At 63.5% G+C, this 19,843-nt stretch carries 21 protein-coding genes, 1 tRNA gene and 1 riboswitch; of the genes, 6 read left to right on the plus strand and 16 right to left on the minus strand.

The genetic code is table 11. From position 1 onward, the window contains the following. Positions 1–136 precede the first annotated feature (136 nt). The 4 genes from HWE04_RS23410 to HWE04_RS23425 all read left to right on the plus strand — a co-directional run bounded on the left by HWE04_RS23410 (position 137) and on the right by HWE04_RS23425 (position 4,086). Entirely contained in the window at positions 137–1,447 is a 1,311-nt protein-coding gene (locus HWE04_RS23410) for a CmpA/NrtA family ABC transporter substrate-binding protein (protein WP_446719246.1), read from the plus strand. Between the two features lie 76 nt (positions 1,448–1,523). Next, positions 1,524–2,453 (plus strand): nitrate ABC transporter permease, encoded by a 930-nt coding sequence (gene ntrB / locus HWE04_RS23415; RefSeq protein WP_241813831.1) that lies wholly within the window; start codon positions 1,524–1,526, stop codon positions 2,451–2,453. Positions 2,454–2,470: 17 nt separating this feature from the next. After that, positions 2,471–3,283, plus strand: a complete 813-nt coding sequence (locus HWE04_RS23420) for an ABC transporter ATP-binding protein (protein WP_006464725.1) — start codon at positions 2,471–2,473, stop codon at positions 3,281–3,283. A gap of 113 nt (positions 3,284–3,396) precedes the next feature. Continuing rightward, on the plus strand, positions 3,397–4,086 hold the full coding sequence (locus tag HWE04_RS23425; RefSeq protein WP_077237649.1) for a methyl-accepting chemotaxis protein: 690 nt from the start codon (positions 3,397–3,399) through the stop codon (positions 4,084–4,086). Positions 4,087–4,133: 47 nt separating this feature from the next. On the opposite strand, the gene HWE04_RS23430 is transcribed toward HWE04_RS23425, so the two are convergent. From HWE04_RS23430 to HWE04_RS23505, 16 genes are all read right to left on the minus strand, one after another. Continuing rightward, on the minus strand, positions 4,134–4,511 hold the full coding sequence (locus HWE04_RS23430) for a DUF423 domain-containing protein (RefSeq protein WP_241813832.1): 378 nt from the start codon (positions 4,509–4,511) through the stop codon (positions 4,134–4,136). A gap of 28 nt (positions 4,512–4,539) precedes the next feature. After that, positions 4,540–4,998 carry a hypothetical protein gene (locus HWE04_RS23435; RefSeq protein ID WP_006464728.1) on the minus strand — a complete coding sequence of 153 codons (459 nt, stop codon included), beginning with the start codon at positions 4,996–4,998 and terminating at the stop codon, positions 4,540–4,542. A gap of 48 nt (positions 4,999–5,046) precedes the next feature. Continuing rightward, positions 5,047–6,993 (minus strand): FUSC family protein, encoded by a 1,947-nt coding sequence (locus tag HWE04_RS23440; RefSeq protein WP_241813833.1) that lies wholly within the window; start codon positions 6,991–6,993, stop codon positions 5,047–5,049. A 263-nt stretch (positions 6,994–7,256) separates the two neighbouring features. Then, a complete protein-coding gene (locus HWE04_RS23445; protein ID WP_241813834.1) occupies positions 7,257–7,736 on the minus strand; it encodes a nucleoside deaminase in 480 nt (159 codons plus the stop codon). An 8-nt stretch (positions 7,737–7,744) separates the two neighbouring features. Beyond that, positions 7,745–8,371 carry a flavin reductase family protein gene (locus HWE04_RS23450; protein WP_241813835.1) on the minus strand — a complete coding sequence of 209 codons (627 nt, stop codon included), beginning with the start codon at positions 8,369–8,371 and terminating at the stop codon, positions 7,745–7,747. A 93-nt stretch (positions 8,372–8,464) separates the two neighbouring features. Next, positions 8,465–9,547, minus strand: coding sequence for a BMP family ABC transporter substrate-binding protein (locus HWE04_RS23455; RefSeq protein ID WP_241813836.1), 1,083 nt, complete (start codon positions 9,545–9,547; stop codon positions 8,465–8,467). A gap of 266 nt (positions 9,548–9,813) precedes the next feature. Then, positions 9,814–10,497 carry a GntR family transcriptional regulator gene (locus HWE04_RS23460; RefSeq protein ID WP_182994106.1) on the minus strand — a complete coding sequence of 228 codons (684 nt, stop codon included), beginning with the start codon at positions 10,495–10,497 and terminating at the stop codon, positions 9,814–9,816. Between the two features lie 212 nt (positions 10,498–10,709). Then, positions 10,710–10,785 (minus strand) — tRNA-Lys (locus tag HWE04_RS23465). A 119-nt stretch (positions 10,786–10,904) separates the two neighbouring features. Further along, positions 10,905–11,660 (minus strand): tol-pal system protein YbgF, encoded by a 756-nt coding sequence (gene ybgF / locus HWE04_RS23470; protein ID WP_006464734.1) that lies wholly within the window; start codon positions 11,658–11,660, stop codon positions 10,905–10,907. 5 nt (positions 11,661–11,665) lie between these two features. Further along, complete coding sequence (gene pal / locus HWE04_RS23475; RefSeq protein WP_006464735.1) at positions 11,666–12,184, minus strand: peptidoglycan-associated lipoprotein Pal; 519 nt, start codon at positions 12,182–12,184, stop codon at positions 11,666–11,668. A gap of 43 nt (positions 12,185–12,227) precedes the next feature. Further along, positions 12,228–13,514 carry a Tol-Pal system beta propeller repeat protein TolB gene (tolB, locus tag HWE04_RS23480; protein ID WP_077237655.1) on the minus strand — a complete coding sequence of 429 codons (1,287 nt, stop codon included), beginning with the start codon at positions 13,512–13,514 and terminating at the stop codon, positions 12,228–12,230. A 3-nt stretch (positions 13,515–13,517) separates the two neighbouring features. Beyond that, positions 13,518–14,492 carry a cell envelope integrity protein TolA gene (gene tolA / locus HWE04_RS23485; protein WP_241813837.1) on the minus strand — a complete coding sequence of 325 codons (975 nt, stop codon included), beginning with the start codon at positions 14,490–14,492 and terminating at the stop codon, positions 13,518–13,520. A gap of 17 nt (positions 14,493–14,509) precedes the next feature. Then, the gene (locus HWE04_RS23490; RefSeq protein WP_039876230.1) at positions 14,510–14,944 is read right to left on the minus strand and encodes a biopolymer transporter ExbD; all 435 of its coding nucleotides are present in this window, start codon (positions 14,942–14,944) and stop codon (positions 14,510–14,512) included. After that, a complete protein-coding gene (tolQ, locus tag HWE04_RS23495) occupies positions 14,944–15,645 on the minus strand; it encodes a protein TolQ (protein ID WP_006464739.1) in 702 nt (233 codons plus the stop codon). The genes HWE04_RS23490 and tolQ overlap by 1 nt, the downstream gene beginning before the upstream one ends. 209 nt (positions 15,646–15,854) lie before the next feature. Then, on the minus strand, positions 15,855–16,307 hold the full coding sequence (gene ybgC, locus HWE04_RS23500) for a tol-pal system-associated acyl-CoA thioesterase (RefSeq protein WP_241813838.1): 453 nt from the start codon (positions 16,305–16,307) through the stop codon (positions 15,855–15,857). A gap of 210 nt (positions 16,308–16,517) precedes the next feature. Further along, the gene (locus tag HWE04_RS23505) at positions 16,518–17,270 is read right to left on the minus strand and encodes an SDR family oxidoreductase (protein ID WP_006464741.1); all 753 of its coding nucleotides are present in this window, start codon (positions 17,268–17,270) and stop codon (positions 16,518–16,520) included. A gap of 237 nt (positions 17,271–17,507) precedes the next feature. Further along, positions 17,508–17,607: riboswitch (ZMP/ZTP riboswitch) on the plus strand. Positions 17,608–17,747: 140 nt separating this feature from the next. Here HWE04_RS23505 and glyA point away from each other — a divergent pair. Beyond that, positions 17,748–18,992 carry a serine hydroxymethyltransferase gene (gene glyA / locus HWE04_RS23510; RefSeq protein ID WP_006464742.1) on the plus strand — a complete coding sequence of 415 codons (1,245 nt, stop codon included), beginning with the start codon at positions 17,748–17,750 and terminating at the stop codon, positions 18,990–18,992. A 249-nt stretch (positions 18,993–19,241) separates the two neighbouring features. Further along, positions 19,242–19,721, plus strand: coding sequence for a transcriptional regulator NrdR (gene nrdR, locus HWE04_RS23515; protein WP_006464743.1), 480 nt, complete (start codon positions 19,242–19,244; stop codon positions 19,719–19,721). Positions 19,722–19,843: the final 122 nt, after the last annotated feature.

Below are 19,843 nucleotides of genomic sequence, written 5' to 3' on the forward strand. Positions count from 1 at the left end.
GTGAAGGTGTGACCAACGGCGGTCGCATCGTCCCGGACAAAGGCGTCTTCCGACATGGTCATCCATGACGGGACACGCCTTTTTTTTGTTGATGGCTTTCGTCAATGTCAATTCGCAACGCAAGGGGAAGGGTGCTATGGAATTCAACGCTCAGGCGGACCAGGCAGGCAAGCTCGCAGATATCGAACCAGCCACGCCGGCAGGGACGGTCGACATGGTGGACGGCAAGCGCCGCAAGCTGATACAGGGTGCAGGCCTGGCGGCCGGGACCGGCATGCTGGGACTGACCAGCGGCGGCGCCTGGGCCGCCGGTTCGGACAAACCGGAAAAGGAAGAGGTCAAGATCGGCTTCATTCCCCTGACCGACTGCGCTTCGGTGGTGATGGCCTCGGTGCTAGGCTTCGACAAGAAGTACGGCATCAAGATCGTCCCCAGCAAGGAAGCCTCCTGGGCCGGCGTGCGCGACAAGCTGACTAATGGCGAGCTGGATGCGGCGCACGTGCTCTATGGCCTGATCTACGGCGTGCAGATGGGCATCGGCGGGCAGAAGAAGGACATGGCCGTGCTCATGGGCCTGAACCACAACGGCCAGGCCATCACGCTATCCAGGAAGCTGGCCGACAAGGGCGCCGTCGATGGCGCTTCGCTGGCCAAGCTGATGCAGACCGACAAGCGCGAATACACCTTTGCCCAGACCTTCCCCACCGGCACCCACGCCATGTGGCTGTATTACTGGCTGGCCGCCAACGGCATCCATCCGATGAAGGATGCCAAGGTGATCACCGTGCCGCCGCCGCAGATGGTGGCCAATATGCGGGTGGGCAACATGGACGGCTTCTGCGTGGGCGAGCCCTGGGGCCATCGCGCCATCGTCGACGGCGTGGGCATCACCGCCATCACCACCCAGGACATCTGGAAGGACCACCCGGAAAAGGTGCTGGGTACCTCACTGGAGTTCGTCCAGAAATACCCCAATACCTGCCGCGCCATGATGGCCGCCATCCTGGACGCCAGCAAATGGATCGACGCCTCGCTGGCCAACAAGAACAAGATGGCCGAGGTCATCGCCGACAAGTCCTATGTCAACACCAGCAAGGACGTGATCGACCAGCGCATCCTGGGCCGCTACCAGAACGGGCTGGGCAAGACCTGGGACGACCCCAACTACATGAAGTTCTACGACGAAGGCCAGGTCAACTTCCCCTTCCTGTCGGACGGCATGTGGTTCATGACCCAGCATCGCCGCTGGGGCCTGCTCAAGAGCGATCCGGACTACCTCGCCGTGGCCAAGTCGGTGAACCAGATCGATCTCTACAAGGAGGCCGCCGCCATGACCAAGACGCCCCTGCCCAAGGAAGTCATGCGCAGCTCCAAGCTGGTCGATGGCGTGGTCTGGGACGGCAAGAATCCGGCTGCCTATGCGCAGTCCTTCAAGATCAAGGTGTAAGCCTCGGCGGCCAGCGCAGGCAGTGCAGCCAAAGCGCTGGCCGTCACAGTGAAGTGTCATCAGCAAGGGGAAAGCGATGAGTGCAGTCATGGAAAGCATCATGGGCGATAACGCCAAGCCCGCCGGCAACAGCCAGGGCGCAGCAGTGGCCGCAGCCAGCCAGGCGCAGCCGGCATCGGTGGCACCTGCCACCCCGACCAGGGTACGCAGCGCCAGGAAGCGCCTGGCCGCAGGCGGACTGTTCATGCGGGTGGTGCCCCCGGTCCTGGGTGTGGCGCTCTTGGTACTGGTGTGGCAGATCATTGCCATGAAGACCGCAAGTTTCCCCACGCCATGGGTCACCCTGAAGGAGGCCGGCGTGATGTTTTCCGATCCCTTCTATCGCAACAGCCCCAATGACCAGGGCATAGGCTGGAACGTGCTGGCCTCGCTGCAGCGGGTCGGCATGGGCTTCGGCCTGGCGGCGCTGGTGGGCATCCCGCTGGGGTTTGCCATCGGCCGGGTGGAATTCCTCTCGCGCATGTTCGGCCCCATCATCAGCCTGCTGCGCCCGGTTTCGCCACTGGCCTGGCTGCCCATCGGGCTGCTGGTGTTCAAGTCGGCCAATCCGGCGGCGATCTGGTCGATCTTCATCTGCTCGATCTGGCCGATGATCATCAACACCGCCGTGGGCGTGCAGCGGGTGCCGCAGGATTACATGAACGTGGCGCGCGTGCTGAACCTGTCGGAGTGGAAGGTGCTGACCAAGATCCTGTTCCCCTCGGTATTGCCCTACATGCTGACGGGCGTGCGCCTGTCCATCGGCACCGCCTGGCTGGTCATCGTGGCCGCCGAGATGCTGACCGGCGGCGTGGGCATCGGCTTCTGGGTATGGGACGAATGGAACAACCTGAACGTGCCGCACATCATCATCGCCATCGTCGTCATAGGGGTGGTGGGGCTGGTGCTGGAGCAATTGCTGGTGGCGCTGGCCAAGGCCTTTACCTATGAACAGGTCAACAACTGAACAGGCGGGAGCACATCATGGATAACATCAACGGCAAATTCATCGACATCCACGGCGTGGAGATGGTGTTCCATACCAGGAAGGGTGACTTCCACGCGCTGCGCGAGATCAACCTGACGGTGGCCAAGGGTGAGTTCATCACCCTGATCGGCCATTCCGGCTGCGGCAAGTCGACCCTGCTCAATCTCATTGCCGGCCTGCTCAAGCCCAGCGACGGCGTGCTTCTGTGCGCCAACCGCGAGATCGGTGGCCCGGCCCCGGAGCGGGCGGTGGTGTTCCAGAACCATTCGCTGCTGCCCTGGCTGACCTGCTATGAAAACATCTACCTGGGCGTGGAACGCGTCTTCGGCGCCAGCGAAAACCGCACGCAACTGCGCGACCGCACCCGCGCCGCGCTGGCGCTGGTGGGCCTGGGCGCGGCCGAGACCAAGCGCCCCAATGAAATCTCCGGCGGCATGAAGCAGCGCGTGGGCATTGCCCGTGCACTGGCGATGGAACCCAAGGTCCTGCTGATGGACGAGCCTTTCGGCGCCCTCGATGCACTGACCCGCGCGCACCTGCAGGATGAACTGCTCAAGATCGTGGCCAAGACCGAATCCACCGTGGTCATGGTGACCCATGACGTGGACGAGGCGGTGCTGCTGTCGGATCGCATCGTCATGATGACCAACGGCCCGGCCGCCACCATCGGCGAAGTGCTGGAGGTGAAGCTGGCCCGGCCGCGTGACCGGGTGGCGCTGGCGCAGGACGCGCAGTATGGCCTGTACCGCACCGCGGTGCTGGAATTCCTGTATCGCAAGCAGGCCCATCCGGCACGCGAGGCGGCCTGAGTCGCCCTGGCCTGGAGTCTGGGCCCCGGCCCCGGCCCTCGCGCAGACGCGCAGATGCGCAGTGTGTTGCGCACCTGTCCGCTTTTCGTTGCATCGTTGGAAGGAAGCCTGCCATGTCCACCCTGGCCTTGATCGATACCGCACCCGACCGCGCGGCCGAGGATGCATCCACCGTGCCGTTGTCGGGAGAAGTCTTCGGCGCCATGATCAATCTTTCCGGGCGCCGCCGTTTCACCTCACAGCGCCTGGTGCTCTACGCAGTGCTGGCCTCGCAGGGACAGCAGGGAGCCTGTGCCACCGCCCGCGAGGCGCTGGCCCTGTTCAGCAATGCCCATGCGGCCCTGCTCAAGCGGTCGGGTGACTTGCCCGGGGTGTTCTGCCCCGAGCTGGAAGAGGTCTATTACGGGCGGCCAGCCGGCGACGCCCGTATCACCGCATTTGCCGCGCTGGCGCAGCGCACCCTCAACGCCATCGAAGACCGCCTCAAGAGCGGGCCCGAGCTGCTGGCACAACTGGTGCAGGAGACCACGCCGCTGCTGGGCGTGCTCAACGAGATCACGGCGGTCTACGAGGCGCAGTCCAGGAAGCATGCGCGACTCATGCGCGAGCAGTTGCGCGGGATCATGACCGACATCGAGGTCATCGCCCGTGAAGCCAAGATGGTGGCCTTCAATGCGCGCATCGTCGCGGCCCGTTCGGGGCAGGCGGGCAAGGAATTCTCGGTGGTGGCCGGCGTGCTCTCCAACATCACCGGCGAAATCGATGAGCTGGTCAAGGAAGCCCTGAGCGGCGCAGCGGCCTGAGTGGGTCTCAGGGGAATTCAGCGATTTTCAGCGGGTTTCAGTGGATATCACACTTCGCGCCTGCAGGCAGCCCAGGCCACCAGCGACCAGGCGGCCAGGAAGGCCGCCCCACCCAGGGGCGTGATGGCGCCCAGAATGCGCGTTCCCGTCAGCGCCAGCAGGTAGAGGCTGCCGCTGAAGACGACGATGCCGGCCAGCATCAGATTGCCGGCCCAGCGCATCGCAGCACCGGCCATGCGCGGCATGAGCAGGGCGATGGCGATCATGCCCAGCGCGTGCATGACCTGGTAGGTCACGGCGGTATGCCAGATCGCCAGCATCTCTTCCGAAATCATCCGCTTCAGGCCGTGCGCGCCAAAGGCGCCACAGCCGACGGCGATGAACATGTTGATGGCGCCGGCGGCGATCAGGGTGCGTTCTTTCATCGGTGACTTTCTTCGTATCCGGGGCGGCTCAGTATGGGCGCTGCGACCTGCCGAGGCGATATTCATGACGCAGCACGAACTGTGAGGTGGCAATCAGACCGGATAGCCCCAGGATCAGTTGCGTGAGCGTATCGGGCGGCAGTACCCACACCGAGCCGGCAGGGGCGGGGACATTGGCGGCTGCGCTGATGACCGGGGCCGCCCAGGCAGCTTCCTCGCTGACATCCAGCAGGATCTGGCCTTCCGGTGTGGTGTGCAGATAGATCTCACCGCCCAGTTCCAGCGTGAAGCAGATGCCCTGGCCGGCGTTGACGGTGTTCATCTTGTGGCGGAACACCACCGCCTGCAGTTCGCGGTTGTAGGTATCGATCCAGGTTTCCACTTCATGGACGTTCTGCAGGACGATCCAGCGTCGGGGCGCGGGGATGGAATCGGCACCGGCAACGGCGTCATCCGGGAAGATCGGTTCGGGGGCTTGGTCGGACATGTCGGTGGGCAGGGCAGGCAGACTCGGTAAAACCGGAAGTATACCGGATCAGCTCTCCCGCGCCGTGGCCGGGTCCTGCCGGGTGCCTCGATCAAGATGCCAGGCCACCGATGCCTGCCCGGCCAGTTCGCGCACTTCGCGCAGGCGGGCCATCTCGCTGTGGGACAGGCGTTCGCTGTGGCGGCGCAAGCCACCCAGGTCGTGCAGGGCGGTCTCGGCGTCGATGCTGGCCAGCCCGGCCTGGCGCTGCAGGCGACGCAAGGTCGATGGCGGCTGGTGGGCGACTACCGCCTCCAGATAGTCACGATTGGCCTTGAGACCGAGCGCGATGCGTTCGCGCGGCGATGCTCCCAGTTCGGGCCATAGCGCCAGGGCGGCCAGCAGGGCGACGGCGCTGCCGATCAGGTTGTCCAAGGCCCGGGCCGAGGCGATGCCGACACCAGGTTGCAGCATTTCGGTCACGCAGATGAACAACATGGTCAGGAACACCACGAACACCGTGTAGTTCACCAGCCGCAGGGCGATGGCCAGGCCGGCCAGCATCACCGCCACCAGCGGCAGCACCCAGCTCATGCCGGAAGCCACATGGAGCAGGCTCAGTGCCAATGCACCGCCCAGCAGGCTGCCCAGGATGCGTTCCAGGCAGCGCGTCCAGGTCTGGCGTGCCGCACCTTGCAGTACTACCACCACGGCCATCGTGGCCCAGTAGGGATAGCCAAGCTGGAACACCTGGGCCGCATAGAACACCGCCGCCACGCCAGCGGCCTGGCGGGCGCCCTGTTGCAGGCCCCGGCCCAGCCCGGTGCGCCAGGCGGGTGGCAGTGTGGGTGGCACGGCGGCGGCGGGCGACGCATCGGGTTCATCGCTGCCGTGCTCGGCCCGGTATTGCGCCCAGGCGGGATCGGACAGCAGCAGCGTGTGGGCCTGCATCAAGGCCGACAGGCAGCCAGTCATCAACGGGTCGGCCAGCTGGCTGGCGCGCCTTATGTCGATGGGGCGGGACTGGTTCGATGGCAGCGGGATCTGTGGCCGCAGCGTCAGCCTCTGGTAGGCGCGCAGCACCACGATGCGCGCTGCCCGTGCCACGATGCGCCGCTCGGCGGGCGAGCCCAGTTGCTGGATGGCGGCGTGTTCCAGCGCGATCAAGGCGCTGAAGATCATTTCGCAGGCCTCCAGCAGGCGGCGATAGGGCTGGGCTCTGTGGCCGGAGGAGCGTTCATGAGGCTGCAGCATCGTGCGCAGCCGTTCCAGGGCCAATCGCACGGCGCGGCGGTGTTCGCCGTGTTCGCTGTGCCATTGCTGTTCCCGATGCTGGCCATCGCGCGCGGCGAGCAGGTCGCGGCTCATGTCGAGCATGCGCAGCAGCGCCGCCTGCGCGGCCTGGCGCAGGGCCGTGTGTTCGTCGATACGCCAAAAAAGATTGATCAGCAGCCAGGCCCAGAGCGCGCCGATCAGGAAAGATGCGGCCTGCAGCGCCGCCAGCGCCGGCGCATGCGGGAAGCCCGCCGCCACCACCGCCACCACCGCCAGCAGCGTCCCCAGCAGCGCTGCGGACTGGATCGCACCGGTCAGCGTGACGCTGAGCAGCACCATCACCGGTGCGGCGAGCAGGGCCGCATGACTGCTCCAGGAGGCGCTCCAGGAACCGATGAATGCCACCGCCGTGCCGGCCACCGCAAAGCCGGCCAGCAGGCGCCGCCGCTGGGTATGCGGCCCCGGGGCATCGCACAGGCAGGTCCAGAAGGCGGCGAACACGGCCCAGGCCAGCCAGTGCTGACCGCTGATCATGGCCGCCGCCAGCGGCAGCGCGATGGCCAGGCAGGCGCGCCAGCCTTCCTCGGCACTGAACTGTTCCTGCAGCAAGGGGAAGGAGCGCAACTCCAGCCGTCGTGCGGCACGCCGGGTGAATGCGGCCATCCGGCTGGCAAGCCGGCCATGGCGGTGCAGCAGGGACGGGCGGTGAAGGCAGGTGAAGGGCGTACGGGCGGTTTTCATCGGGACTGCATCAACGTGGTGGGACCACTTTGAAAGGATATGAGGAGTTTCTTTCACGAATACTACAGGCGACCTGCATCAATGCGCAGGGCCTGGAGGTAGTAGGTCTGGGAGGTCGGGGGCGGTCGATCTCTTCGCTACCTCCCGTGCCAAGCACTTTCCATGCCGGTCGGGTTTGGCGGAGATGGGTTGCGGTGAGGGGGAGCCGGCAGGCGGGGAAGTGCCTGCGCGGGGGGAGGGGGAGGACTGGCGGGACTGCGCCTTCAGGCCCCGAAGCGCTGCAATACCGTCACTGCCTCGGCGCCCAGCAAGGGGCCTTCCACGCTGACCGCAGGTGCAGAATCTTGCACCACGTCAGCTGCGCGCAGGGGAAGTTGCGGGCCGCCCAGCGCGTCGCCAATCTGCGCGGTGGAGGCGGCATAGATCACGCGGCCGATGCCGCCCCAGAACATCGCGCCGCAGCACATTGCGCAGGGTTCGCCACTGGCGTAGACGGTGGCGCCGCGCATGGCTTCCAGCCCCAGCTCTTTCTGCGCGCGCCGCACCAGCACCATTTCGGCGTGGCCGGTGCAGTCGGCGGCGGTGTTCTGGTTGTTCATCGCCGTCATCAGCACCTTGCCGTCGGGCGCGACCAGGGTGGCGCCGAAGGGCATATCGCCGCGCTTGAGCGCTTCTTCGGAGGCATCGATGGCCAGGCGCATGGCGGCGTAGTCCTGTTCGTTGAAGGGGATGGGGATGCGCATGGTCGGCCTCACATTTCGTCGATCGGGGTGGTGGCTTGTGCTTTGTCGAGCGTGAAGCGGCCGCTGGCGTTGAGGTAGAAGCTGGCGCCGAAGCGGCCTACCGGATGATAGTCCTGCAGGCGCACGCGCCATTGTTCGGTATCGACCAGGCCGTCGCGCGCGGCCAGCCATTGCACGCGGCCGATGAAGATGTAGCGGCTGGCCGTTTCCAGTTTTTCATGCAGCACGCATTCAAAGGCGACCGGCGCCTCGGCGATACGCGGCGGCTGGATCGTCTGCGCCGGCACGGCGTGCAGGCCGGCGTGCTCGAGCTCGCTCTGGTGTGGCGGCAGCGTGGCAGCACAGGCGTCCATTTGCGCGCACATGGCCTCGTCGGTCAGGTGCACGACAAACTCGCCGGTGCGCAGGATGTTGGCTGCGGTGTCCTTGAGTGCGCCGTCCTGCAGGCGGTTGATGCTGACCATCACGATAGGCGGGTCTTCGCCGAGCATGTTGAACATGGAGAACGGCGCGGCGTTGACCGTGCCGTCTTCGCCCAGCGTGGTGATGAGCGCGATCGGGCGCGGCACGATCAGGCTGGCCATCAGCTTGTAGCGCTGGTAGACGCTGAGTTCGGCGAAGTCGATTTCTGTCATGGCGTTTTCTTCATATTCCTTGAAGCGATTGTGAGCTTTCGGCTTGCCCCGTTTGCTCTCCCGAACAAGGCAAGCCGGTATCGGTAGCCAGGGTCAGGGTTGCTTGCCCTGGATGCCTTCCACATACCACTTCATGGTCCAGAGCTCGGACTCGGGTACGGTGCGCCCGGCGGCGACCTGCAACTGTCCGCCCTGGTTGTTGATGGGGCCGGCGAAGGGCTGCAAGGTGCCGGCGACGATGGCCTTGCGGCGCTCTTCCGCCTGCGCCACCACCTCCTTGGGCAGCCCAGCGTTGTAGGGGGCGAGCTGGACGATACCTTCCTTCATGCCCCACTTGGTGTCCTCCGCCTTCCATTGGCCTTCCAGCACCTGCCGCACCTTGTGGACGTAGTACACGCCCCAGTTCAGCGTATTGCCGGTCAGATGCGCCCTGGGACCGAAGCGGCTCATGTCGGAGTCCTGGCCGAAGGCGTACAGGCCCTTGCTTTCCGCCACCTGCACCGGTGCCGGCGAGTCGGTGTTCTGGTAGAACACGTCGGCGCCTTGCGCGGCCAGCGTCTGCGCGGCATCGCGCTCCAGGCTGGGGTCGTACCAGGCGTTGATCCACACCACCTTGGCGTTGACCTTGGGGTTCACACTGCGAGCACCCAATACGAAGGCGTCCAGGTTGCGGATCACCTCGGGGATCGGAATCGGCGCCACATAGCCCAGCGTATTGGTCTTGGTCATGCGTCCGGCGATGGTACCCAGCACATAGGCGCCTTCGTAGAAACGGGTTTGGTACAGGCCTACATTGCGCGCCATCGTGTAGCCGGAGCAGTGTTCGAAGATCACGTCCGGGTTTTCCTTGGCCACGCGCAGCACCGGGTTCATGAAGCCGAACGAGGTGGCGAAGATCATCTTGCAGCCGTCATCGATCAGCTGGCGCATGACACGCTCGGCCTCCGGCGTTTCCGGCACGCGCTCGACGAATACCGTCTCGATGCGGGCGCCGAATTCCTTTTCCAGCATGCGTCGTCCGAGATCATGCTGGAAAGACCAGCCGATGTCGGCCACCGGCCCCGGATAGATGAAGCCGATCTTCAGCTTCGGGGCAGCGGCCAGGGCGGCGAACGGTTGCGAGGACGCAGCTACGGCGGCGGCGCTGGATGCAAGCAGAAATTGACGGCGGTTCATCACGGCGGGGCTCCTTGTTGGATGGATGGATCAGTAGCGAAAATTCACTGTGATCGTATACATGCAATTTGGATGCCAGCCTTTTAATTATATTATCTATATGATTTTAAAGGTAATATTGTGATTATATGTATTGTATACAATTTTGGTGGTGAGCCAAAGCGGACCTTTTGCTCACCCAGGGTGCTGGTCGTGCACCAGACGTGGGCAGTCCGGCGCCCGTGATCGGCGGCGAGGGATGTGGGGAGAATGGACGCGGAGGAAGCTCAGAAGGCGCGGCGCAATGCGTCGGGCTTTTCTTCCGGCAGGCGCAGGCGGCCTTCCAGCGCCAGCAGGTGGCGTTCCATCTCGGCGCTGGCGCCATTGCCATCGCGCAGTGCCAGCAGGTCCACCAGGCGGCTGTGCTCGTCATGCTCGCAACTGGCCTCGCCGGGGGCTTCGTAGAGCGCGACGATGAGGGAGCAACGGGTCATCAGTTCGGTCAGCATGCGTTGCAGTACCTGGTTGCCGGACAGCTCCGCCAGCGCCAGGTGAAAGCCACCGGCCAGGGCGACCCAGCGCGGGTGGTCGCCGTCATGCAGCGCGGCGTGCTCGGCCTGCAGGCGCTGCCGCAGTTTGGCGACGTCACCGTGGTCGATCTGGCGCGCCACTTCGCGCACGATGGCGCCTTCGATCGCCCGCCGGGCAGCGAAGACATCGCGTGTCTCCTTCGGTCCCGGTGTCGCCACCGCGGCGCCCTTGTTGGGCACCACGTCGACAATGCGCAGCTCCGACAGCCGCCGCAGCGCTTGCCGCACCACGGTGCGGCTGACGCCGAACTGCTCGCACAGGCTGGCCTCCTGCAGGCGCGTTCCGGGCTTCAGGCGGCCGTGCATGACGGCATTGAAGATGGCCTCGTAGACGGTCTGGTCGAGGGTTTCCGGCGTGTCGGCGGTGCGTTGCGGTTTCATTGGGCAGAGTGGGTTGCAGGGTGGCTGGCCGTGCAGGAGCATACACAGGCCGGCGGTATCATAACGCGCCACGGGCTCGGCCGGGCTGGCACATCTGAATAAGCAAGGGGTGCGCCCGGCGGCGGGGGCGGGGAAGCGGCTGAGGGGCGAAGATGAAAAGAAAAAAGCCCACGTCAACGTGGGCTTTTTTCTTGAGACTACTGCTGAATTTCTGGTAGGCCGTGCGGGACTCGAACCTGCGACCAACGGATTAAAAGTCCGCTGCTCTACCAACTGAGCTAACGACCCGAAAGACAGCTATTATAGGCAAACTCTATCGGCACTGTCAACACTCTGGCGCCACGTGCTGATTTCCGATCATCCTGCAGCCCGTCACGCGCCGACCCGGTGCCGGCGCTGACTGGCGATCACTTCAATGAAGCCATCCGTTCCTTGCCGGTTTGCGCGGCCGGGGTGTTCGGATACTTGGCGATCAATTGCTCCAGCGTCTTCTTGGCGGCTGCCTTGTCCTTCAACTCGGCTTGCGAGCTGGCGATGTTGAGCAGGGCGTCAGCGGCCTTGGGGTTGTCCGGATAATTCTTCACCACCACTTGCTGCGCGGCGATGGCGCCCTTGTAGTCGCGCTGGGCGTACAGGGAGTTGCCTTGCCAGTATTGCGCCGAGGGGGCATAGCCGGATTGCGGATAACGCTTCAGGAAGTCGGCGAAGGCATTGCCTGCTCCCTTGTAGTCGCCACCCTTGAATTGCGACAGCGCCGCATCATAGGCCTGCTGTTCGGACACGCCCACAGCCACGGTCTGGCCGTCCACGCTGACCTGCTGTGGCTCCAGCTTGCGCAGGCGCGCATCCAGATCGACGTAGAAGTCCTTCTGACGTTGCTGGGCGTTGGTAATCTCGTTGGTCAAGACCTCGATCTGGCCGCGCAGCGCGGCAATCTGCGACTGCAGGTTGTCGTTGCGATCCGAGAGGGTCAGGACACTGTTCTTGTCGGCCTTGTTGGCGACGTCGCGCTGCAGGGCTTCGATCTTGGAGCGGATGTCCAGGATGGCCTTGCGTGCTTCGTCATCGTCAAACATGCCGGCACGGGCGGTAAGCGGTAGGAAAGCCGTGGCGGCCAGCAAGGCCGCCACGGTCACCGATTTCAGTTTGAAAGCGGTATGCATGTCGATTATTGATAAGCGATGTCAGCGCGACGGTTCTCGGCGTAGGACGATTCATCCTGGCCCAGTGCCTTGGGCTTTTCCTTGCCGAAGGAAACCGCTTCCACTTGTGCATCCGACACGCCCAGCAGGACCAGGGCCTTGCGGACGGCTTCAGCACGCTTCTGACCCAGGGCCAGGTTGTACTCGGCGCCACCGCGATCATCGGTGTTGCCCTGGATGATGACCTTGCGATCCTTGTGCGCCACCAGGTACTTGGCGTGGTTCTCGATGACGGTACGGTATTCCGGCTTGACGGTGTAGCTGTCGTAGTCGAAGTACACGCTACGCTTGGCCAGCACGCCTTGCGGGTCGTTCAGCGGATCGACGGAACCGGCGTTGACGGTGCCCACCGAGCGGGTGTCAGCGCCGTTGCTGGCGCCGTTCTGCACGGGAGCGTTAGCCTTGTCGTCCAGCTTGGTGGACGAGCAGGCGGCCAGCAGGACTGCACTGGAGACGATGAGGGCGAAGGTACTGATAGTGCGCATTTTGGATTTCTCCTTGTCGTGATGAAAGCAATATTGGATTTCTTTATTTCATGAACGGACCCCAGGTCGGTTCCCTGATATCACCGGCCTGCGTCGTGAGACGCTGTTTGATTCGGCCGTCGACGGAGACGACGGCCAGGGATCCGCGACGACCAGATTCCGTCGCGTACATGATGTATTTGCCGTTGGGCGCAAAGCTGGGCGATTGGTCACGGCTGCCGTCGGAGAGGCGGGTCTCCTGGCCATTGGTCAGGTCCAGCGCATAGAGCTGGAACAGGCCGTCGCGACGCGAGATGAAGGCCAGCGTCTTGCCGTCAGGCGAAATGCGCGGGCTGATGTTGTAGCTGCCGTTGAAGGTGACGCGTTGCGGCGAGCCGCCATCCAGGCCGACCTTGTACACCTGCGGGCCGCCGCTGCGGTCGCTGGTGAAATAGATGCTGCCGCCATCGGGCGAGAACTGCGGTTCGGTATCGATGCCGGCGCTGTTGGTCAGGCGGCGCAGGCCGGAGCCGTCGGCATTGATGACGTAGACCTGGGTCAGGCCGTCGCGGGTCAGGGCCACGGCCAGGCGCGAACCGTCCGGCGACCAGGCCGGGGCCGAGTTGCTGCCCTTGAAGTTGGCCACGATGGAGCGCTGGCGGGTCACCAGGTTCTGGATGTAGACCACCGGCTTCTTCATTTCGAAGGAGACATACGCGACCTTGGTGCCATCGGGCGACCAGGACGGCGAGATGATGGGCTCATTGGAGCGCAGCGCCACCTGGGTGCCTTCGCCATCGGCGTCTGCCACTTCCAGGCGATATTCGCTGCCGGACTTGGTCACGTAGGAAATGCGGGTGGAGAAGATGCCGGGGATGCCGGTCAGCTTTTGATAGATGTCATCGGCGATCTTGTGGGCGGTCAGGCGCAGCAGCTGCGGCTGGGCGCCGATGGAGAGCGCCGACAGCTGGCTCGACTGCACGGTGTCGAAGAGGCGGTAGCGCACGTCGAAGCGGCCATCGGCCAGGCGCGTGACGCTACCTACGGCCAGCGCATTGGCGCCGCGCTTCTGCCAGTCGCCATAGTTGATGGCGGAGGAATCGGAGAGGGCATCGCCATTGTCGATGAGCTTGAAGATGCCGCTGCGGGCCAGGTCGGCCTTGACCACCGAGGTGATCTGTTGCGGCGCCGATTCCTCGCCGGGGAAGGCGGTGATGGCGATCGGGATCTGCGAAGCACCCACGCCGGTGATCTCGAAGCGGATCTGCGCCTGCGAGGCCGGGGCGAAGGACAGGCCGGCCACCACGGCGGTGGCGGCGGCGATGCTGGTCAGGTAACGGGCTTTAATCATCGTTTACTGATCTTTCGGATAGTGGGTGAAAGTGAAGCTGGACGGTACCTTGCCATCCTTGTCGGCCGGGAAGGGCTGCGAGTTCATGATGGCCGTACGCACGGCTTCGTCGAAGCCCGGCACGCCTGAAGGTTTGTTCACACGAACCGTGCGCACGCTACCATCCGGGAACAATTCGACAGTGTACTCCCCGGCCGGGTTTCCGCTCACGCCGCTGTTATCGAACAAAGTGTTGCTGCGGATCTTGGCACGCAGCTTGTTGGCGTAATCGGGGCTGCCCTTGGGACCCTGCGACTTCTCGGCCTTGCCGGTACCGCCGGTGGCGCTGGTGGCCTGGCCCATCATGCGCTTCAGGTCTTCCTGGCGGCGCTGTTCGGCGGCCTTGGCGTCGGCGGCGGCCTGCTGCTGCTTCTTCTTGTCGGCAGCCTGCTTCTCGGCATCAGCCTTCTTCTTGGCCTCTTCTTCCTTCTGTTTCTCTTCCTTCAGCTTCTTCTGCTTTTCGGCTTCCAGCTTTTCCTTCTTTTCGCGGTCAGCCTTGTCCTTTTCGGCCTGCTCCTTCTTCTCGCGCTCGGCCTTTTCCTTCTCGGCCTTGAGCTTGTCAGCCTTTTCCTGTTTCTCTTGCTTCTCCTGCTCTTCCTTGCGCTTCTTTTCCTTTTCCAGGGCGATATCGGGCTTCTCGACCTTGGGTTCGTCGATCACCTTGGGCGGGACGGGCTTGGGTTCAGGCAGGGGCTGCGGTTGCGGCTTGGGCGGTTCCACCACCGGGTCCGGTTCGGGCTGGGGCGGGGTGGGCAGGGGGGCGGCTTCCTTGTATTGCGGGTCCCAGATCTCGGCTTCCACCGTGAGCGGGGTCTCGCTCTGCCAGCGGATCCCGATCCAGAAGAACAGGAACAAGGCCACGTGCATCACCAGCGCCAGCGTGATGGCGCGCCAGCGGCCCGGTGCCTTGGGGATGTTGTAGTGTGCGTTATCGCTCATATCGCTGGGGCGTGCGCTTACTTGGTGGCCAGGCCGACCCGCGCGATGCCCTGTTTCTTCGCTTCCGAGATCACCTGGACCACTTCGTCATACTTGATTTCCTTGTCCGCCGAAATCATCACGGCCAGCTCGGGATTGTCTTCATGCAGCTTGCGCAGGCGCTCCGACAGGTCGGTCTTGCCGGTCACGGTCTCGGCCTTCTTGCCGCCGCTCTTGGGGCCGTTGATGCGGATCGTGGCCTGGGTGTTGGGCTTCAGGGCGATCTCGATGTAATCCGACGGCGGCTGGGTGGACTTGCCGGCCGTGGGCAGGTTGATCACGCTGGGGTTGGTGATGGGCGTGGCCACCATGAAGATGATCAGCAGCACCAGCATCACGTCGATGTAGGGGACGACGTTGATTTCCGACTTGAACTTGCGGGGACGGCCCCCGCGCATCGATGACCCAGCCATTAGCGTGCCTGACGTTGCAAGATGTTGGAGAACTCTTCGATGAAGCTTTCGAAGCGGATCGCCAGGCGATCGATGTCGTGCGAGTAGCGGTTGTAGGCGACCACGGCCGGGATCGCGGCGAACAGGCCGATGGCGGTGGCGATCAGGGCCTCGGCGATGCCGGGGGCGACGGCCGCCAGGGTAGCCTGCTGCACGTTGGCCAGGCCGCGGAAGGCGTTCATGATGCCCCAGACGGTACCGAACAGGCCCACATACGGGGACACCGAACCAACCGATGCCAGGAAGGCCAGGTGCGATTCGAGGGCGTCCATTTCGCGCTGGTAGGCGGCGCGCATGGCGCGGCGGGCGCCGTCCAGCAGCAGGCCGGGTTCGACCGCGCCGCCACGGGCCGTGACCGAGGCCTTGGCCTTGGTGAATTCACCCATGCCGGCCTGAAAGATGCGTTCCATCGCGCCACCGCTACCGGCCTTGCGGCGATTGGACAGGGCTTCCTGGTACAGCGCCGACAGGTTGCCGCCGGACCAGAAGACGCGTTCGAATTCCTCGGTCTGCACGCGCGCGGCGCGGATGGTGAACATCTTGCGGAAGATGTAGGTCCAGCTGATGATCGATGCCGACAGCAGCAGCAGCATCACCAGTTGCACCAAAACGGACGCGTTTGCGATCAGTGAAATGAAGGACAGGTCTTGTGTGACGTTCATGGGGAAATGTGGCGGCGTGGCAGCGGTGAATGGATGGTAAGTCGGCGGTTTGTATCTTTTGTTCAGTTGTAGATTCAGTTACATGAAACAAAAGACGGTCATTGTAGGGAGAAGGTTTCCGGCACGGATATCGTCCCAAGCGGCAAGATTGCCTGTTGGGACAGTTGTGCTACCTGCCATAAAGGTCTGGATGAGCTTTTCCGTTGACATCATGCGACTTTCTTGATGCAGGCGAGCAATTCTTCGGGAATAGGGCGCGGGCGGAAAGTGGCTGCGTCCACGCAGGCCACGGTGATGCTGCCCCTTGCCAGCAACGTTGCGTCCTGGTCGCTGGCGGCATTGCCATCCCCCGACGGCAGGCGCCAGGCCTCCTGGGAAAATTCCATGGAGGCATTTCGAAGTTTTTCGACCACGACGGTCAAGCGGAGTTCATCGTCCAGGCGCGCTGGCGAGAGATAGTCGACGTTGGTGTTCCTAACCACGAAGATGGCGCCGGTGGTCTCGGCCAGGTGTTGCTGCTGGAAACCGAAGGAGCGCAGCCATTCCGTGCGGGCGCGCTCGAAGAACTTCAGATAATTGGCGTAGAAGACCACGCCTCCGGTGTCGGTATCTTCATAGTAGACCCGGATGTTCCAGTCGAATGGACTACTGGCGGCACTCATATGCTTCTTGTTATTGGGAAATCTGCTGTGGCAGCTGAAAAGAAATCAAGGAAGCGGAAAGCAATCAATGCGAACAGGGTGTTGCCTCAAATGCAAGATTTAGTGGAGGCCACGCATCTTGCACTGTGGAACTGATCGCAAAGGGGCTTGCAAATGGCGTTCCTGCGGCGCCGGAGCGTTCCCGGCAAAAACGCCATTTTACCCCATCCCTTACTGTTTGCGCTTGATGTTGAAGGGGCTGAAGCCCTGGCAGGTCGGCATCAGTTCCATGTAGTTGATGTTGACGTGTGCCGGCATGGTGGCGACCCAGAAGGCGGCTTCGGCGATATCGTCGGCCGTCAGCGGGGTAGTGCCTTCATAGACCTTTGCGGCCGCGCCGTCATCGCCCTTGAAGCGCACATTGGAGAACTCGGTGCCGCCGCACAGGCCAGGGGCCAGGTTGGTGGCGCGCACGCCAGTGCCCACCAGATCGGCGCGCAGGTTCAGCGTGAACTGGTCGACGAAGGCCTTGGTGGCGCCGTAGACGTTGCCGCCCGGGTAGGGGTAGGCACCGGCTACCGAGCCCAGGTTGATGATGGTGCCGCTGCCGCGCTTGACCATCTCGGGCAGCAGGGCGTGGGTGATGGTGACCAGACCCTTGACGTTGGTGTCGATCATGGTTTCCCAGTCCGACAGCGCGACTTCGTGGGCCGGGCCCAGTCCCAGCGCCAGACCGGCGTTGTTGATCAGGACGTCGACCTGCTTCCAGTCACCGGTCAGGCTGGCCAGGCCGGCGTCGATGGAGGACTTGCTGGTCACGTCCAGCACCAGCGGCAGTACCTTGTCGGCACCCAGTTCCTTGACCAGGTCATCCAGGCGCTCCTTGCGGCGACCGGCGGCGATCACCTTGTGACCATTGCCGGCGAATTTGCGCGCCATGGCGGCGCCGAAGCCTGCGGTAGCTCCCGTAATCAACACGACCATCTCTTGATTCTCCTGTTGTGTAGCGTAAGAACCGGTGCCGGTGCTCAGGTCGCAGGCGGAACGGCGTCCCTGCGCTTCACCCCGGCGATCCCGGAAGAAAACGAAATTGTAGCCCAAAGCCGGTTTTTACGAAGTGCGGCTCGCTTTTGGCGCGGTTGCGGGGCCGATTGAGGCATGTTGCGCCTGCGCCATGGTTCTTGCCGAAATCGCCCCATTTCACTACAATGCGCTCACCATTTCGTCTCACGTGACTGGCGAAACGTCGGGTAAAACCGACCAAGATGGGGATCCATCGGGAAGCGTGAGATTTCAACAGCCGTGCGCCTGGGCAGCCGAATGGACAGTACGACTGAGGCTGCCCGCAATCCCCCCGTATTTTCTGGCCCTCATTCGATTTTGGAAGTCGAGCATCAGGCATGCCTTCGCGCAGCCGGTGACCCGATCTTCGGCCGCACCTCATCAATTTGGAGAAACACCATGTTTGACAAGAACCAGACTCTCGCGAAAGTCGATCCCGACCTGTGGTCTGCCATCCAGAAGGAAAACGCACGCCAGCAGGATCACATCGAGCTGATCGCTTCTGAAAACTACACCTCGCCGGCCGTCATGGAAGCGCAAGGTTCGCAACTGACCAACAAGTACGCCGAAGGCTATCCGGGCAAGCGCTACTACGGTGGCTGCGAATACGTGGACGTGGCCGAGCAGCTGGCCATCGACCGCCTGAAGGCCCTGTTCGGCGCCGAAGCCGCCAACGTACAACCCAACTCCGGTTCCCAGGCCAACCAGGGCGTGTTCTTCGCCATGTTGAAGCCGGGCGACACCATCATGGGCATGTCGCTGGCAGAAGGCGGCCACCTGACCCACGGCATGGCACTGAACATGTCGGGCAAGTGGTTCAACGTCGTCTCCTATGGCCTGAACGACAAGGAAGAGATCGACTACGAAGCCATGGAAGCCCTGGCTCGCGAGAAGAAGCCCAAGCTGATCATCGCTGGCGCCTCGGCCTACTCGCTGCGCATCGACTTCGAGCGCTTCTCCAAGATCGCCAAGGAAGTCGGCGCCTACTTCATGGTCGACATGGCCCACTATGCCGGCCTGATCGCCGCCGGTGTGTACCCCAACCCGGTGCCCTTCGCCGACTTCGTCACCTCGACCACCCACAAGTCCCTGCGCGGTCCGCGCGGTGGCGTGATCCTGATGAAGGCCGAGCATGAAAAGGCCATCAACTCGGCCATCTTCCCTGGTATCCAGGGCGGTCCGCTGATGCACGTCATCGCCGCCAAGGCCGTGGCCTTCAAGGAAGCCGCATCGCCGGAATTCAAGGCCTACCAGCAGCAGGTGGTCAAGAACGCCGATGTGCTGGCCAAGACCCTGATCAAGCGTGGTCTGCGCATCGTCTCCGGCGGTACCGAGTCGCACGTGATGCTGGTGGACCTGCGCCCCAAGGGCCTGACCGGCAAGGAAGCCGAAGCCATCCTGGGTTCGGCCCACATGACCTGCAACAAGAACGGCATCCCCAACGATCCGGAAAAGCCGTTCGTGACCTCCGGCATCCGCCTGGGCAGCCCGGCCATGACCACCCGTGGTTTCAAGGAAGCCGAGGCCGAGAAGGTCGGCAACCTGATCGCCGACGTACTGGACAACCCGCATGACGCGGCCACCATCGAGCGCGTCAAGGTCGAGGTCAAGAAGCTGACCGACGCCTTCCCGGTCTACGGCTGATTGTCTCTGACGTGACGACGCCGGTCCGATGCGGGCCGGCATCGTCGGTCTGCCGGATCGATGTCTTGCCCGACGGCGCCCGTTTTTGCGGGCGCCGTCGTTTATCTGCACTACGATACGATGGCTGTCACGGTGAGCGGGTGCAATACTGCGCCCTCTGCGCTCTCTGCGCCAGGTCGCGAAGTCGCGCTGCAATACGAAGTCAGGAGGGTGGTCCTCCTTGTCCAGTCCAACCAAACCACTGCTGCCATGAAGTGCCCATTCTGCAATCACGAAGATACCCCGGTGCTGGACACCCGTCTGTCCGAGGACGGTCATTCGATCCGCCGTCGTCGCCGCTGCGGCAATTGCGACAAGCGCTTCACGACCTACGAGCGCATCGAGCTGACCCTGCCGGTGATCGTCAAGAAGAATGGCAGTCGTACCGAGTTCGACCCCAGCAAGCTGCGCGGCAGCCTGATGCTGGCCCTGCGCAAGCGACCGGTGTCGGCCGAGGCGGTGGACATGGCGATCCAGAGCATCCAGGACAAGCTGCTGCAGAGTGGCGAACGGGAAGTGATGTCGGGGCAGGTGGGCGAGCTGGTCATGCGCGAACTCAAGCGGCTGGACAAGATTGCCTATATCCGCTTCGCCTCGGTGTACAAGAGCTTCGAGGATGTGACTGAATTCCAGGATGCCATCGATGAGGTGGGGCAGGAGCGCAAGGGCGCGAGAAAGCGCGAGAGCTGAGCTGCGTTGCACCGCGTCCGGTGCAAACCGGACGGGCATAAAAAAGGTTCTTCGAAGAATTCCGTGGACTGATTTTCTGAGTTTTGTATCCTGACGGCTTATTGGATAGTCGTCAGGAGGCA

The organism is Herbaspirillum sp. C7C2 (assembly GCF_022627865.1).
GTDB lineage: Bacteria > Pseudomonadota > Gammaproteobacteria > Burkholderiales > Burkholderiaceae_D > Herbaspirillum > Herbaspirillum frisingense.

Excerpts from the sequence above, each read along its gene's own strand:
- HWE04_RS23410 (WP_446719246.1), top strand. The coding sequence starts at position 137 with ATGGAATTCAACGCTCAGGCGGACCAGGCAGGCAAGCTCGCAGATATC.
- ntrB (WP_241813831.1), top strand. The coding sequence starts at position 1,524 with ATGAGTGCAGTCATGGAAAGCATCATGGGCGATAACGCCAAGCCCGCC.
- HWE04_RS23420 (WP_006464725.1), top strand. The coding sequence starts at position 2,471 with ATGGATAACATCAACGGCAAATTCATCGACATCCACGGCGTGGAGATG.
- HWE04_RS23425 (WP_077237649.1), top strand. The coding sequence starts at position 3,397 with ATGTCCACCCTGGCCTTGATCGATACCGCACCCGACCGCGCGGCCGAG.
- HWE04_RS23430 (WP_241813832.1), bottom strand. The coding sequence starts at position 4,511 with ATGAAAGAACGCACCCTGATCGCCGCCGGCGCCATCAACATGTTCATC.
- HWE04_RS23435 (WP_006464728.1), bottom strand. The coding sequence starts at position 4,998 with ATGTCCGACCAAGCCCCCGAACCGATCTTCCCGGATGACGCCGTTGCC.
- HWE04_RS23440 (WP_241813833.1), bottom strand. The coding sequence starts at position 6,993 with ATGAAAACCGCCCGTACGCCCTTCACCTGCCTTCACCGCCCGTCCCTG.
- HWE04_RS23445 (WP_241813834.1), bottom strand. The coding sequence starts at position 7,736 with ATGCGCATCCCCATCCCCTTCAACGAACAGGACTACGCCGCCATGCGC.
- HWE04_RS23450 (WP_241813835.1), bottom strand. The coding sequence starts at position 8,371 with ATGACAGAAATCGACTTCGCCGAACTCAGCGTCTACCAGCGCTACAAG.
- HWE04_RS23455 (WP_241813836.1), bottom strand. The coding sequence starts at position 9,547 with ATGAACCGCCGTCAATTTCTGCTTGCATCCAGCGCCGCCGCCGTAGCT.
- HWE04_RS23460 (WP_182994106.1), bottom strand. The coding sequence starts at position 10,497 with ATGAAACCGCAACGCACCGCCGACACGCCGGAAACCCTCGACCAGACC.
- ybgF (WP_006464734.1), bottom strand. The coding sequence starts at position 11,660 with ATGCATACCGCTTTCAAACTGAAATCGGTGACCGTGGCGGCCTTGCTG.
- pal (WP_006464735.1), bottom strand. The coding sequence starts at position 12,184 with ATGCGCACTATCAGTACCTTCGCCCTCATCGTCTCCAGTGCAGTCCTG.
- tolB (WP_077237655.1), bottom strand. The coding sequence starts at position 13,514 with ATGATTAAAGCCCGTTACCTGACCAGCATCGCCGCCGCCACCGCCGTG.
- tolA (WP_241813837.1), bottom strand. The coding sequence starts at position 14,492 with ATGAGCGATAACGCACACTACAACATCCCCAAGGCACCGGGCCGCTGG.
- HWE04_RS23490 (WP_039876230.1), bottom strand. The coding sequence starts at position 14,944 with ATGGCTGGGTCATCGATGCGCGGGGGCCGTCCCCGCAAGTTCAAGTCG.
- tolQ (WP_006464739.1), bottom strand. The coding sequence starts at position 15,645 with ATGAACGTCACACAAGACCTGTCCTTCATTTCACTGATCGCAAACGCG.
- ybgC (WP_241813838.1), bottom strand. The coding sequence starts at position 16,307 with ATGAGTGCCGCCAGTAGTCCATTCGACTGGAACATCCGGGTCTACTAT.
- HWE04_RS23505 (WP_006464741.1), bottom strand. The coding sequence starts at position 17,270 with ATGGTCGTGTTGATTACGGGAGCTACCGCAGGCTTCGGCGCCGCCATG.
- glyA (WP_006464742.1), top strand. The coding sequence starts at position 17,748 with ATGTTTGACAAGAACCAGACTCTCGCGAAAGTCGATCCCGACCTGTGG.
- nrdR (WP_006464743.1), top strand. The coding sequence starts at position 19,242 with ATGAAGTGCCCATTCTGCAATCACGAAGATACCCCGGTGCTGGACACC.